This is a genomic window from Flavobacterium sp. NRK F7 (genome assembly GCF_024054195.1).
Taxonomy (GTDB): Bacteria; Bacteroidota; Bacteroidia; order Flavobacteriales; family Flavobacteriaceae; genus Flavobacterium.
In genome coordinates, this window is sequence record NZ_JAMXLB010000001.1 from 2593524 (window position 1) to 2608620 (window position 15097).

The following is a 15097-nucleotide window of genomic DNA, read 5'->3' on the forward strand; positions in this document are numbered from 1 at the left end:
GAAGAAATCTTGATGTTAGATTTAGACAAAAACGAAATTATTTTTTCCGAATCAGGTAGAAAACAACTAAGTAAACTAAAAGGAAGTTTATATGGTATTCAATTCATTATGACCGACAATAAAAAACCAATAATGACAGGTTACTTATGGAATGATTTTTCACCTTATTGGTCTAATTGGAATACTATTTCTTACTCCACAGATTTTAATAAAAAAAAGAAAAATAGAATTTTTAAAGGAATTGGAAGACAAGATTTGTTGGGACAACCTATAAATTTCTCAAATTATACAGATCTTTTGATTGCATTTAAAGAATCTAATCGCTTAAAAGAAAAAGCTAGCCGCTAACAGTGGTTTTGCTAGATTGCGAAAAATGTGCAAAAAATCACATTTTTCTCTCGCAAGAAATTTTATCTTTAACAGAAAATAATCAGTTCTGAAGCTCGCAACCTCGTCAAGCGTCAAAACCATAGCACCAATATTACCAACCATCATGAAAAGACACCTACTCTTATTATTAGTCCTATTCTTCTTTGAAATTTCATTTGCGCAAGATGAAATCAGGATCAACTTCGAGGAGATAAAATCGAAAGTAGAAAATGTAAATTCAGAAAGCTATTATCCAAAACTTCTCAAAAGATTCAATGAGTTTGATAATACATTGACAGTAGAAGAGAATGCACTAATATATTATGGTTTTTCATTTCAAGAAGATTACTTAAAAAATCAACCTAGAGAAGAACAACTTCTAACCTTTGCAAAAAACAATGACTATGAAAATGTTGTGAAAGAAGCTCAAAAAATCCTAGAAAAAAATCCAGTTAGCTTGCGTGGTAATGATGAATTAGCTTATGCCTTATTTAAATTGGGAAAGCCTGAATCTGAATGGAAGAAATATCAAAAAAGATTTAGAGATATTAGAAAAGTAATTTCTTTAAGTGGAAATGGTTCAAGCTGTGAAAACGCATTTAAAGTTATATATGTTTCCGACGAGTACATTATGATTTATGACTATTTTGAAATTCCTAAAGTTAGTCGCCAAGGTTTATCTGGACATTGTGATAGATTTACGAACGAAGTTGGAGAATATTATAAAGCAACCGAAATCTATTTTGACGCTTCAAGATCAATGATTAGACATGAAGAAATTATAAATAAGAAATAAATACTTGTGCTAACAGCCATTTGTAACAATTGCTAAACTTGGGCTACTTAAGAATTTTCACTAAAAATTCAACAATGAGTTTTGTACTTGTTGACTTTTAGGGTAAATTCACTCAACTACTCATAGCCTAAACCTTTATATGATTTTATGAAAACCGTCAAACAAAAATTCTACATCAAAAAAATGATACAAAAATGGTTGAAATACTTTAAAAAGAATACTATCAAAATAAAACTTGATGTTGTTAAAGAAGCCATAATTGATTATCGAAGTGACGGTAAAGAATTGATGCGTAAACTTGCAGAAAAATATGGGCTTGATATTGAAAACGAAAAAGATTACGAAAAATTAATTTCAAGAAATAACGAAGAAATACCTATAAATGGTGAACTTTCTAAACGTTGGAATTATGCTTTTCACGGTTGTGAATGTGGATTTTATAATAAAAAGAATAAACAACTAGTAGAGGTTGTATTAAGTAATCATCCAGAGTTTGGGCATATTGATAGTTGGTTTCTTTTATCTTACATGAAATCAACTGAAAAATACAAAAAAGAAATAGAAGGAATTAATTGGCAACAACTTAAACCTTTTATTGAAAGATTATACCAAACGGGTGATATAGAATCTATAAATGAATAAAAACCAACGCCCAACATCGTTTTTACCAATCACTAAACTCTTTCAAAGAACTCCTTTTCCTAAAACATCTCTATTTTTACCCCAATAACCTAAAATTTTACCTCAAGGACCTAAACGTTTAGGTTGGAGACCTAAAATTTTAGGTAAGAGACCCAAAATTTTACGTAGGGAGACGTAAAATTTTACGGTAGCAGACGTAAAATTTTACGTTCAGGACCTAAAGTTTTACGTACAGAGACGTAAAATTTTAGGTTTTTTCATGCATTTAACATATTTATAACACATTTCTTGCAATTTATGGCATATCATTTGTAAATAGTTTCTTATAACAAATTAATAGTACAAATATGTCATTAAACAATTTAGGAGTATACCACATTACTCCAGCACAGAAACAAGCTATTGATGATGCTTTGGCGAGCATTGAAGCGAATTTAACTTCGGTTACTCAAAACTTATCTAACGATGACCGTCAAAAGTTTGGTAGCATTAATGAGACCAATAAGTTATTGGTAAACAAATGCCGCGAATTTCAACAAACGCAAAGTAGCTTGGCTTCTCCCGATGTGGATTGGGTAGAATTTGAAGCCGATTTTCAAGATCGTCTTTTTGCCGATACCCGTTTAGACCGTTTGGCAACGATTACCCGTATGTTGAGTGACTTTAAAATTGTACACGATTACGACAATTACCAAGATGCCCTCACCGATTATGATTTTAGTAAGTACAAATCCACAACCAAAACGCCTGGTTTTACTGGAAAAGTAGACGAACTGAGACAGTTTTTCCCAAATACCAGTGCCAGCAGTACGTTGGTAACCAAAAATAATACGACTACCGAATAAGGATAGTTTTAAAAATAATCCTGTTTACTAGTTTGTTGAATTATTGGTAAAAGAGTGTCGCAAAGGCACTCTTTTTTTTGTATAACTTTTAATTTATTTTTGAATTCTTACTTATTACTTTAAGAGAGAGCTATACCAACTAATGGGATGCTTTCAGCATGACAAGATTGTGGAGAATGTTTTTTAGTAATACCAAACATAATTTAACCACAAACTTTATACTCAATATTGTCACCCTGTAAGGGTCTCATAAGATTTTAAATATACGTTTTACCTGCTAATGGGATGCTTATAGCATGACAAGATTGTGGAGAATGTTTTTTATAAATACTAAACATAATTTAACCACAAACTTTACACTCAATACTGTCACCCTGTAAGGGTCTCATAAGATTTTAACTATACGTTTTACAAGCTAATGGGATGCTTATAGCATGACAAGATTGTGGAGATAATACCAAACATAATTTAAGCCCAATACTGTCACCCTGTAAGGGTCTCATAAGTAAAGTAAAAAGATGAATTATTCTTTAATAAATCGATCATTTAAAAATTCGAAATTATAATTATAAGAACGAATCAATTCTATTTTTCTTTCTCTTTTCCAATTTTTCAATTCTTTCTCTCTTTCAATAGCTAATTGAATCCATGAAAATTTTTCGTAATAGACTAGATTACCCACTGAATATCTAGCAACAAAAGTATTGGTATTGGTTTTGTTTTTTATTGCTTCTAAATGTTGTTGCAATCTTACCGTTAAATTATTGGTTACTCCAATGTAAAAAGTATTTCGATGTTTATTCGTTAAAATATAAACATAATAGGTGTATGATCCTTCATTAAAATGTTGCATGGCGAATAGAATAAGCATTAAATATAATACTTTTTTTAATCTTCTAATGGGATGCTTTCAGCATGACAAGATTGTGGAGAATGTTTTTTAGTAATACCAAACATAATTTAACCACAAACTTTATACTCAATATTGTCACCCTGTAAGGGTCTCATTCAAATATTATTTGTTGTTAAGTTACTCATAAAGGAGTATGGTGAAGACATTATTTTTTGTGACTGCTTATGAAATGTTTTCTGTTTACTTAGCTTCCTTTTGAATCCAATCCGTTTTGCTTATTTTTGAAATCTCAATTATTGCATTCACGCTATAAGCCTAAACTAATTGCTTTGAAATATCTTATTACTCTTTTATTAATGGTCTTTACGGGTTCTCTTTTGGGTCAAACCCTAACCAACGAATTACAACAAGAAATCCAAAGACGTGTCTCACTTCAAATTAATCCTAGTATAGCTATAGGTGTTTTATTGCCTGACAATACCACTCAATTCTATAATTTTGGCTCAATTAATGAATCAAACAAGCAACCCGATAGTTTGACTTTATACGAAATAGGTTCGGTCACCAAAACTTTTACGGCTACACTTACTTCTATTCATTTAAAAGACGCATTGCATACGTTTTTACCAGAGTATTTTTCGAAAATTAAAAACCCTCGGCTGGATTCGATTGCTATTTTTAATATAAGAAATCACACTGCGGGTCTTCCAAGACTATCCAATCAGTTTACACCTAAAAATTGGAGTGATCCTTTTCATGGGTATTCCAATGCTATTTTGGAAGCAGAATTACGACAATTGCAAACCGATACTTCTTACACATGGCGCTATTCTAATTTAGGTTACAGTATTCTAGGCAGAACGCTTGAATTAGCCACTCACAAATCTTATGAAACGCTGATGGGAAACTTATTGGAAACTATCGGTATGAAAAACACATTACTTCAGGTTCCTCAACAACAGCTCGATAATTTTGCACAACCAACCAATATTGGCACGACCAATAGCCATTGGCATTTTACAGGTCCGAGTAGGTATGCAGGTGGATTGGTTAGTAACACCCAAGACTTGTTACTGTATTTAAAATACCAAAAGGAAACCAATCCTTTATTTCTCCCAAATTTGTTAAACCAACTTATCCCAACAGGTGTTCCAAATCTGGGAAAAGACAAACTTTTCTATAAAGAAGGTTGGTTTGTACTAACACCCGATGAAACCACTCAAATTGTATTGCATAATGGTGGTACTGGAGGTTATATTTCATTTATCGGCTTTAATAAAAAAACGCAAGTGGGAGTTGTGGTGCTTTCCAATTCTGTGACTGTTGTGGATGATCTTGGTATCGCTATTTTACATCCCTCATTTTCACTCTTTCATCCAGAAAGAACTATTGCTTATGAATTAGCCGCTGCAATTGACAATGGAGACACCATGGAATTGTTTGAAAAATACAATAAATTCAAGAAAGAGAATTATCCGCAAAACATTATTGACATCTATTGGTTAGAACGTTTTCATTTTGGAAAAGGAAATTATCGTATCAGTAATCAATTGAGTGCTATAATGATGCAAGAATTACCCGATGATTGGGAAGTTTATGATATTAGAGGGCAAAATTTAGAACAATTAGCTAAGTATGACGAAGCGATAACTGCTTACGAAAAAGCTTATACGATGCATTCGGAAAATGAAGTAATAAAAGAAAAAATAAAGCGATGTAAAGCCAAATTGAAACAGTAACTTACCCTTTATGCGTTAGAATTCCAATAACAACACCAACAATTAGGATTAAAAGAAAGAAACTCGCAATCAACATTACAAAGAAAAAAACTCGCAGTAACATGGCTTTGATACTGAGACCAAATATTTTTCGAAGGGAATAGGTAAAATAAGCCAACTGAAAGAAAAACATTAGCATATTAATCACTACTATTATTTCTTTATTAAATGCCGAAAATAACAAGACCACAGTGCTGATAATAGCTGCTTCCGAATACAGATAAATATTGATGATAAAATGTTCGGCCCAATTGTAATCCTTGTATTTCGAGAATAAGACTTTGGTAAAAAACACATATAATGGAATAAAAAGCACCGCAAAAGCATTCGAATATTCTACAATATACGAATTGATTTTTAAGGCCAATTCTTTTTGCATTTCGTTATCATAAGAAGCCGCAGAAGCATCCATCAATTGTCCATAATCGATAAACCCTTTTTGTACCAAATAAAAGTACAAACCCGATAAGGTTAAGGCAAAAGCAAAATAAGAAACCGGATTAAAATAGCGTACCCTCTTCCCTTCTAAATAACCCGAAACTACTTCCTGTGGTTGTTTCAATAAGGTGAGAAAGGTTTGGTAGAATTTATTGTCAATATTAAAGAATTTATCCAAAAACTCTTCGAAAATAGTTTTAAAAGTAATTCTTTGTACTCCTACTTTTCCTCCACATTCTGGGCAAAACTTTTGATTATTAGTTAACTGGTTCAAGCAATTTTTACACTCCATGGTTTGACCTATTATTTTTCAAATATATATTAAATTTACTTTTGAATAATCATAATTTGTACACTATATTTGTAATTCAATTACTGCAATGGAACAATTTATAGTATCAGCTCGAAAATACCGTCCGCAAACCTTTAAAGATGTTGTGGGACAGAAAGCTATTACCAATACCTTGTTGAATGCCATTGAAACCAATCACCTGGCTCAAGCCTTACTATTTACAGGTCCGAGAGGTGTTGGTAAAACCACATGTGCGCGTATTTTGGCACGAAAAATCAATCAGGAAGGTTACGATGACCCCAATGAAGATTTTTCATTTAATGTATTCGAATTGGATGCTGCTTCCAATAATGGTGTAGATGACATTCGTAGTATTATCGATCAAGTACGCATCCCTCCACAAACGGGAAAATACAAAGTATATATCATTGATGAGGTGCACATGTTGTCTCAGGCTGCTTTTAATGCTTTTTTAAAGACGTTAGAAGAACCGCCTAAACATGCCATTTTTATTTTAGCGACTACCGAAAAACATAAAATTATCCCAACGATTTTATCGCGTTGTCAAATTTTTGATTTCAAACGTATTACGGTTACTGATGCCAAAGAACATTTAGCAGAAATTGCCAAAGAACAAGGCGTAACTTTTGAAGATGATGCTTTGCACATTATTGCGCAAAAAGCTGATGGTGCGATGCGTGATGCTTTGTCTATCTTTGATCGAGTGGTTTCCTATTGCGGTACCAATTTAACGCGTCAAGCCGTAACCGAAAATTTAAACGTCCTTGATTTTGAATATTATATTAAAATCACCGATTTAATTTTAGAGAATAAAATTCCTGAATTGCTTTTAGCCTATAACGATATTTTAGCTAAAGGATTTGACGGTCATCATTTTGTTGCTGGTTTGGCATCACATTTTAGAGATGTATTAGTATGCAAAAACCCAGCTACTCTAGCGCTTTTAGAAGCAGGGGAACAAGCGCAAAGTTTGTATGCTGCTCAATCACAAAAAGCGACACAATCCTTTTTATTACAAGGCATTGAATTGGCAAATGATACCGATTTAAAATATAAAACGAGTCAGAATCAGCGTTTGCTTGTAGAACTCTGCTTAATGCAATTGGCCTCTATCACTATCGATGGAGAAAAAAAAAAGCTAAGTCCTTTATAATTCCTGCTACTTATTTTAGAAATGGTGGTTATTCGATAACGGAAGTTAAAACTCAAAAGCCTGAAATTGAAAGTCCGAAGGCTGAAGTCGAAAGTCCAAAGCCGAAAGTTGAAAGTCAAGTTACTGAAAACAAACCACAGCCAACGGAGAACAAGCAACAGCTAACGGAGAACAAACCACAAACAGATACCAGTCCAAAAATATCGGCTTTATCTTTGTCGAGTATTCGTGCGAAGAAAGAATTAGAAGCCAAACAAGCTTTACATCAAAAACATCACGAAGAATTACCCACAGAAGCTTTTACTGAAACCGATATGCTCTTGTTGTGGAATAAGTTTGCCCAACGCTTAACCGATCAAGGAAAACGTTTAATGGCAACTTACATGCAAATGAATGATCCTATTTTGAATGGTACCACAATTACCTTAGAATTACCCAACCAAAGTACGAAAGAAGAATTTTTAAGTGGTTATCATGATCTTTTAGGCTATTTAAGAGGAAAACTACACAATCACGATATTACAATTGAAGTTAAGGTAAACGAAGTTTCTGAGACCAAATATGCATTTACACCGCAAGAAAAATTTGAAAAACTAAAAACCATTAATCCAAATATTGAATTGTTGAAGAAATTGTTTGATTTGGATGTGTAGTTTTTGAATCAAATATTATCTTTAATTCGTTAATTAATGAATTTTTCTAAAAGAAACATCACTTACATATTTCTATTTATTACTATCGTAATTTACATTAGTATCTTAACTATAAAATCTTATTTATTTCAATTTTCTTATGTTTTAACTTCGTATATCCTTATCATTGTGCTTTATGAAATTACAAAAAGGAAAAAAATCAATTTAGAAATCAATTCTCTAATTTTTAATTACAGTTTAATTAGCCTTATTTTTCAACTTTTGATAATTGGATTTGGCATTCTTTTCTATTCTATTTTTATTGTTTTATTATTTTTATTTTTCTATTTAGTAATCATCTTAAAAAGTATTGATAAGGTATTCGTTCAAAATTGGAAGCGATACCATTGGAAAAGTCGTATCATAAACATCTTAGTTGTATTTCATGTTTTTCCTATATTAATTTTATATTTATTTTCTTTAAATAACTATCTTACAACACCTAAAAGTTTAGAAACCATCTCTCCTAATGAGTTACATTATATAGATACTCAAACGGGTAAAGAAATGTCTATAGATAGTCTTGCTCAAAGAACCGTTGATAGCATAATTAAAAGTAAAAAAAAGGATGAATGAAATTAATTGTACTCGATTTGGATGAAACATTAATACATGCCACAAAAAAGAAGATTCATGAAAAATATTCCTTTCAAGTTTTCAACTATTTTGTATACAAACGCCCTTTTTTAGACGTGTTTCTTTCGGAATTAAAAAATCATTTTAAAGTTGCGGTTTGGTCTTCTGCCTCTGATGATTATGTGGCTGAGATTGTTGCTAAAATTTTTCCTGAAAATTACCCTTTAGAGTTTGTGTGGGGACGATCCAAATGTACCTTACAAATTGATTCCCAAAATATAGATGATTATGGTTATTTTGATTATTTTAATCATATGAATTATGTCAAAATACTCAAAAAAGTGGCTAAAAAAAAGTTTGCAAGACTAGAAGACATTCTAATTGTTGATGATACACCTAGAAAATGCAAATACAATTATGGAAATGCCATTTATCCAACGGAGTTCTTAGGAGATTCTAATGACAGTGAATTACCATTATTATTGGACTATCTCATTTCTATAAAAGAAGTAGAAAATGTAAGAACTCTAGAAAAAAGAAACTGGAAAAATTTTTAAGTTATGGACGGACAAATAGTACCAATTTTGATTGTATTTTCATTTTTTTTATTCATTTTCTTATTGATAGTTCGTTATATATTGCTTCCACTTTTTATGAGACCTATTCTATTGCAAAGTGAAATACTGACTTTTTTAAATAATAAACAATTAATCTATCGAGAACATCATGCTATAGGTCAGAAACAGTCGGTGATTTCCGAACTATCATTTTATCAAAAGATTACATCAATTAGTTCCTATTTTTTATTATAGGTTATTCCAAAGAAAATAATACATTTCAAGTATTCTACGCTATTGTTACAAAAAATCTAGCTATTCCTTTTTCTTTTCCAAAAAATAAAAAGAGAAGCATCCATTTTATCGAAGAAACTAATTTAAACGTTTTAAAAACCTGGATAGTCAATCAAAAAGAAATTATCGAAATAAGTAATTTTTGTCCTGCTTGCGGAAATAAAACAAATCCACAAAATCAGAAATGCGCTTCCTGTGGATTAGCTTATATTTAAATGTATTTTGGCTTCATTTTTGATATATTTTTAAAAATTAAAACCATGAAAAATTATACTTCACTCCTATTATTACTCTTATTTTCTTTTGTTTCCAATGCACAAAACGACAACTATGTGGGAATTTATGAAAAGAAAATTAAAACCGTAAAAAATGAGGTTTTGGAATACGAACTACAAATTTTATCCGATAGCACCTTTACCTTTCATTTTTTTAGAAATTTAGGACAGTCAATCAGTAAAGATGAAAATGTGTATGGTAAAGGCACCTGGAAAGTCATCAAAAACGTGATTCATTTTTATACCAATGCGAGTGATTTAGATCAAAAATATACTTTAGATTTTACCAACAGTTCTGGAAGATTTGATGGTAAAAACAAGAATCAATTTCGGTTTTATCACTCTGAAATACCTTGGATAGAAAAATTGACTTTAGAGAAAAACGAATACGTATTCTCTAAATAAATTGATATTCTATTAGTTTCCTATTTTCTTAAACAAGAATTAAAATTTTGATATAATCCACCAATTGCTTCCATCACTTTGCAAGGTTAAGGTTTCTTTATTGGTTTGTACCAATTGACTTGCATTTCCATCTATTGTGCCACCTAGAGAAGTAATTTGAAGTCCTCCAGTAGTAGGTTGTATGTTTGAAACAATTAATTTAATCACATAAATTCTACCAGGACAAGAAGAAGCCGCTGGAAGTCGCACCGTGGAAATATCGGTTCCTGTAGTAGAATTATACTCTGCAATTAGGCTATGATGATTACTTGTTAAATCAAATTGCGTACTAACGGGTATTGATTGATATAAAATTGCCGTAGCGAGAGACCCATTAATATCCATTGCACTAGAGGGTGCCTTTTCTTTGATTCCAATATTTCCTGTTGAAACGGTTGTACCTGTTCCATCCATATCGATACCATAAATAATATTGCCTATATTGAGTTGGTTACTTCCACTTAAATTAACGGGATCAAAGTAAGTCCTCCTATAGTAATGTTATTGTTTCCTCCAGATTGATTGGTAGCAGCTAGTCTACCTATTGCAATATTAAAATCACCGCTAGTCAAATTTTCAATTGTACCTGAACCTATAGCTACATTAGACGAACCCGAAATATTATATTTCATTGCAAAGGCACCCACTACCGTATTATTATTCCCATTGACATTTTTTTGCAATACATCATTTCCAATTGCAGTATTTTCAGAACCACCTAAGGTAGATTGCAAAGTGGTATTTCCTACACCAACATTATGTGTCGCGGTAGTTGTAGATTCCATACTTTTATAACCTATGGCCACATTTTTTCCGCCTGTATCAGAAGTTGCTAAAGCATCAATTCCTATTGCAACATTATATTTCCCGTTAGCAGCAAAAGGACTCGGATCTGGTACAAAAAGTGTTCCCGCATTTTCTCCTAAAGCAACATTGTAGAGTTGGTCAGAAGCTCCGTCCACAAGATTCTCAATTTTATCGGCTCCGTTTAAAGGCGTCCAAGAAGTTCCATCCCAATAATAAAACCCAACTCCTACAATAGCATTGGTATTATAAACCAATAAACTTGTGGCTGGTGAAGGAATGGTAACTGTATCTGTTGTAGAAGACAAACTTATTCTAGGAATTAGCAAGCCTGAATTAGTACTTTCTATCTCAAGAATAGAAGAAGGATCGGGTGAGGTGGTACCAATTCCTATTTGGGAAACTAGTTTTTGATTAGAAAAAAAGAGCAAGGTTAATAGCATCGTTTTTAATAATCTACGCTTCATGTTAGTATAATTAATTTGTTTAGAGTAAAGATACTAAAAACTTATTTTAAATCATATCAAAACTAAAGCCTTCTCTTTATTAAATGCGTCCGTAATACATGGCTTTCACAATACCATCAGAAAGTCCAATTTTAGGTACAAAAATTTGCCTTGCGCCACTCCATTTCATTGCACTCAAATAAATGCGAGTTGCGGGAATAATAACGTCGGCACGATCGGGATTTAAACCTAACTCGGAAATTCGCTGTTCGTAGGTTAAACTATTCAATTTTTGATACTGCGAATTGATATACAAATACGAAAGTGGTTTTTCTTGATGTTTTTCTGATAATTTGAACAATTTATTGATATTTCCACCAGAACCAATCATGGTAATTTCTTCGTAAGGTGCTGTAACGGTCTTAATCCATTTTTCAATTTCTGTCCATACTATATCATTTACCATGTTGTTTAACAAACGTACCGTACCATTTTTAAAGGAGCGTGAGGCCACAATTTTACCACCTGAAAAGATAGAAAATTCGGTACTTCCACCACCTACATCTACATATAAGAAGGTTTTATCCGAATTGATAAACTGTTTTAAATCGGAAGAAGCAATAATGGATGCTTCTTTTTTACCATCGATAATTTCAATTTTAATATCTGCTTTTTTCTTGATAAGAGCCAAAATTTCATCGTTATTAATGGCTTCTCGCATGGCAGAAGTAGCACAAGCCTTATATTTTTCAACTTTATGCACTTTCATCAGCAATTTGAAGGCTTTCATAGCGTCTACCATTCGGTCAATATTCTCATCCGAAATTTCTCCCACGGTAAAGGCTTCTTGACCTAAACGAATAGGTACCCGTACTAATGAACTTTTATTAAATTGAGCAGGTTTTCCTTGTTCTTCTACAATATTAGTAACTAATAGACGCATGGCATTGGAACCAATATCTATAGCTGCATATTTTTTTAATGTAATCATTTAGTTCTAATTTTGAAGCAATGTATGGGTTTACAATTCTTCAATTTTGGTTACTTTATTTTTTTCCGTAGCTGCCTCCATTTTTTCTTTGTAATAATTGTACATTTCTAATTGGGCTCTAAATGGTTTTTCGCCATCTACTTTTCGGTATTCATTTTTTAAATTTTCAGAATGAATTCGTGCTTTTACATTTGCTTTCCAGCCAATTTCAAAGGTTTCTATTAATTCCTTTTTAATTTCTTCATCGTAAATAGGACAGGTTACTTCTACACGTGCATCAATGTTTCGGGTCATAAAATCAGCCGAAGAAATATAAATTTCTGGTTCACCGTTGTTTCCAAAAATATATACTCGCGAGTGTTCCAAATAATTATCTACAATACTAATGGCTTCAATATTTTCACTCATGCCTTTCACACCAGGAATCAAACAACATATCCCTCTAATTATCATTTGAATTTTAACACCTGCATTACTCGCTTCATACAGTTTATCAATCATTTTAAAATCGGAAACGCTATTCATTTTCAGCTTAATATAAGCTTCTTTTCCAGAAAGTGCATTCATAATTTCTCGATCAATTAACTTAATAAATTTGGATCTCGTATAATGAGGAGATACAAATAAATGTTTGTATCGGTGTACTTTATAATTGATCTCGAAGAAATCAAAAACTTTAGCAACATCTTTTAAAATAGGCGTATTGGAAGTAAACAAAGTAACATCGGTGTATACTTTCGCTGAATTTTCATTAAAGTTACCTGTCGAAATAAAACCATATCTCCTAATTTTAGCTTCTTCAATTCTTTCGATATAACAAATTTTACTATGTACTTTTAACCCTTTAATTCCAAAGATAAGATGAATACCTTCCGTTTGCATTTGTTCAGCATACGAAATATTACTCGCTTCATCAAAACGGGCTTGTAATTCAATTTGAACGGTTACTTTTTTACCATTTTTAGCTGCATTAATCAAAGAACTAATAATCTGTGAGTTTTTAGCCAAACGATACAAGGTAATTTTAATAGAAACTACTTTTGGATCCAAAGCCGCTTCTCTTAAAAACTTAATAATATAAGAGAACGATTGGTAAGGAGCATTTAACAGATAATCTTTATGGCGGATTTTTTCTAAAATACTTCCTTCCAAATTTAATCCAGGAATCGATAAGGGTGGATTTTTTTTGTACAACAAATCGTAACGTCCTAAGTTTGGAAAATTCATATAATCTCTCCGATTATGATACCTTCCACCTGGAATAATACTATCGGATCTATCAATATGCATACGTTCCAGTAAAAAAGCTAAGGTATCTTTTCCGATGGCTTGATCATACACAAAACGAACGGGTTCACCTACTCTTCTTTCTTTTACGCTGTCCGAAACTTTTTCGATAAAACTCTTACTCAAATCACTATCAAATTCTAACTGAGCATCTCTTGTAATCTTAATCATGTGAGCGGAAATACTTTCGTAATTGAAAATATTAAAAATAGAATTCAAGTTCAAACGAATGACATCATCTAATAAAATGATAAACTGTTTCTCAGAGTTAGAAGGTAAAACTACAATTCGGTTAATGGTACTCGGAATTTCAACTACAGCATAACGAATTTCTTTTTCTTCATTAGTACCTTCCTGTTCTGGTTTCATCACCAATTTAATCGCTAAATAACCCGATGTATCTTTCAACAAAGGAAATTTATCCAAGTCATTTAACATGATTGTCACAATAGCGGGACTAACAGTTTGAATAAAGTAATCGCGAATAAAAAGTTCTTGCTCTTTGGAAATTTGTTTTTCGTTAAGAATAAAAATATTCTCTTTTTCAAGCTTTTGCTCAATTTCACTTAAAATACGTAAACTTTCAGATTGATGTTCAATTACAATTTCTGTAATTTCCTTTAGCAATTGTTCGGCAGAGATTCCTCCTAAAATTTTTTCACTATCCACGTTTTCAAAGCGCATTCTACGGATAGCCGCATAACGCACTCTAAAAAATTCGTCTAAATTATTTGAAAAAATTCCTAAAAATCGCAAACGATCTAAAAGCGGTACCGATTCATCAGCTGCTTCTTGTAAAACTCGAGCGTTAAATGTAAGCCAACTTTTTTCTCTATCAATGTATTTGTTTTGCTGTATGTTGCTCATTTTTGTAATGACTTGGGAAAACGGTTTTTATAGTTTCTCCTTTTTTAAGATGGGTCCAATCATCAATATCAAATTGCATTGATACAAAACCTGAAGTTGGAACATTATCTATAAAAAGGCTTCCAAATTTATTAACAAAATTTGTAATAGCTTCATTATGTCCAAAAAGAATTAGGTTATCATATCGATTTTCACATTTTTTTATGATTTCTTCCAATCTTTTTTCATCAAAAGTATACAGCTCATCTTTGATGATAATCGTTTCAAATGGAATTGTTAAATTTTGAGAGTAAATCATAGCCGATTCTCTAGCTCTCTTAGCACTACTCGACCATACAATAAATGACTTTGGTAGACTCGTTTCAATATTTGAAGATATTAATAGAGCATCATGAATTCCTCTTTTAGATAATGGCCTTTCAATATCGTTTACAGGTAAATCCCAGCTTGATTTGGAGTGACGAATAAGGATTAAATTTTTCATAATCATTTATTTAGTCATATAAAGTAAGTGTTTTTTTTTTATATAAACTAACATTTTATTCAAAAATTAACTAGAAAATTAAATTCTAAAAAAAAGAGCTTTGTTTTGAAAAAATCGGCTAAATATTCACAAATTAAGTATCATTTTACTACTATATCTTTAAAGAAAATGTTTTATATAGAAATTAAATCTT

17 protein-coding genes are annotated in these 15097 nt (G+C 31.7%); 10 read left to right on the plus strand and 7 right to left on the minus strand.

Translation table 11 applies throughout. From position 1 onward, the window contains the following. The 4 genes from NHF47_RS11745 to NHF47_RS11760 form a co-directional block, all read left to right on the plus strand. Positions 1-348 (plus strand): hypothetical protein (locus NHF47_RS11745; RefSeq protein ID WP_252765102.1); only part of this gene is annotated, 348 nt, incomplete at its 5' end. Positions 349-493: 145 nt separating this feature from the next. Continuing rightward, complete coding sequence (locus NHF47_RS11750) at positions 494-1165, plus strand: DUF4919 domain-containing protein (protein WP_252765103.1); 672 nt, start codon at positions 494-496, stop codon at positions 1163-1165. Between the two features lie 147 nt (positions 1166-1312). Next, entirely contained in the window at positions 1313-1807 is a 495-nt protein-coding gene (locus tag NHF47_RS11755; RefSeq protein WP_252765104.1) for a hypothetical protein, read from the plus strand. Between the two features lie 347 nt (positions 1808-2154). Next, the gene (locus tag NHF47_RS11760) at positions 2155-2652 is read left to right on the plus strand and encodes a hypothetical protein (protein WP_252765105.1); all 498 of its coding nucleotides are present in this window, start codon (positions 2155-2157) and stop codon (positions 2650-2652) included. A gap of 523 nt (positions 2653-3175) precedes the next feature. Here NHF47_RS11760 and NHF47_RS11765 read toward each other — a convergent pair. After that, a complete protein-coding gene (locus tag NHF47_RS11765; RefSeq protein ID WP_374670171.1) occupies positions 3176-3523 on the minus strand; it encodes a GIY-YIG nuclease family protein in 348 nt (115 codons plus the stop codon). A gap of 311 nt (positions 3524-3834) precedes the next feature. Here NHF47_RS11765 and NHF47_RS11770 point away from each other — a divergent pair, with 311 nt between their 5' ends. Then, positions 3835-5244: a serine hydrolase domain-containing protein gene (locus tag NHF47_RS11770; protein ID WP_252765106.1), complete on the plus strand. Its 1410-nt coding sequence runs from the start codon at positions 3835-3837 to the stop codon at positions 5242-5244. A gap of 1 nt (position 5245) precedes the next feature. Here the strand turns inward: NHF47_RS11770 and NHF47_RS11775 are convergent, their stop codons facing one another. Further along, complete coding sequence (locus NHF47_RS11775; protein ID WP_252765107.1) at positions 5246-6013, minus strand: DUF3667 domain-containing protein; 768 nt, start codon at positions 6011-6013, stop codon at positions 5246-5248. Positions 6014-6101: 88 nt separating this feature from the next. Between NHF47_RS11775 and dnaX the strand changes: the two genes are divergently transcribed. The 5 genes from dnaX (at position 6102) to NHF47_RS11800 (ending at position 9986) form a co-directional block, all read left to right on the plus strand. Beyond that, positions 6102-7187 carry a DNA polymerase III subunit gamma/tau gene (dnaX, locus tag NHF47_RS11780; protein ID WP_252765108.1) on the plus strand — a complete coding sequence of 362 codons (1086 nt, stop codon included), beginning with the start codon at positions 6102-6104 and terminating at the stop codon, positions 7185-7187. Between the two features lie 215 nt (positions 7188-7402). Continuing rightward, entirely contained in the window at positions 7403-7840 is a 438-nt protein-coding gene (locus tag NHF47_RS11785) for a DNA polymerase III subunit gamma/tau (RefSeq protein WP_252765109.1), read from the plus strand. Between the two features lie 36 nt (positions 7841-7876). After that, entirely contained in the window at positions 7877-8455 is a 579-nt protein-coding gene (locus tag NHF47_RS11790; protein WP_252765110.1) for a hypothetical protein, read from the plus strand. Beyond that, on the plus strand, positions 8452-9012 hold the full coding sequence (locus NHF47_RS11795; protein ID WP_252765111.1) for an HAD family hydrolase: 561 nt from the start codon (positions 8452-8454) through the stop codon (positions 9010-9012). The genes NHF47_RS11790 and NHF47_RS11795 overlap by 4 nt, the downstream gene beginning before the upstream one ends. 554 nt (positions 9013-9566) lie before the next feature. After that, positions 9567-9986: a hypothetical protein gene (locus NHF47_RS11800; RefSeq protein ID WP_252765112.1), complete on the plus strand. Its 420-nt coding sequence runs from the start codon at positions 9567-9569 to the stop codon at positions 9984-9986. Positions 9987-10025: 39 nt separating this feature from the next. Here NHF47_RS11800 and NHF47_RS11805 read toward each other — a convergent pair whose 3' ends face one another. The 5 genes from NHF47_RS11805 to NHF47_RS11825 all read right to left on the minus strand — a co-directional run bounded on the left by NHF47_RS11805 (position 10026) and on the right by NHF47_RS11825 (position 14904). Next, complete coding sequence (locus NHF47_RS11805) at positions 10026-10439, minus strand: hypothetical protein (RefSeq protein WP_252765113.1); 414 nt, start codon at positions 10437-10439, stop codon at positions 10026-10028. Positions 10440-10486: 47 nt separating this feature from the next. Beyond that, positions 10487-11296, minus strand: a complete 810-nt coding sequence (locus NHF47_RS11810) for a hypothetical protein (protein ID WP_252765114.1) — start codon at positions 11294-11296, stop codon at positions 10487-10489. 79 nt (positions 11297-11375) lie between these two features. Further along, positions 11376-12266, minus strand: coding sequence for a Ppx/GppA phosphatase family protein (locus NHF47_RS11815; protein WP_252765115.1), 891 nt, complete (start codon positions 12264-12266; stop codon positions 11376-11378). A 30-nt stretch (positions 12267-12296) separates the two neighbouring features. Continuing rightward, the gene (gene ppk1 / locus NHF47_RS11820) at positions 12297-14420 is read right to left on the minus strand and encodes a polyphosphate kinase 1 (protein WP_252765116.1); all 2124 of its coding nucleotides are present in this window, start codon (positions 14418-14420) and stop codon (positions 12297-12299) included. Next, positions 14389-14904, minus strand: a complete 516-nt coding sequence (locus NHF47_RS11825; protein ID WP_252765117.1) for a histidine phosphatase family protein — start codon at positions 14902-14904, stop codon at positions 14389-14391. Before NHF47_RS11825 ends, ppk1 begins: the two co-directional genes overlap by 32 nt. Positions 14905-15097: the final 193 nt, after the last annotated feature.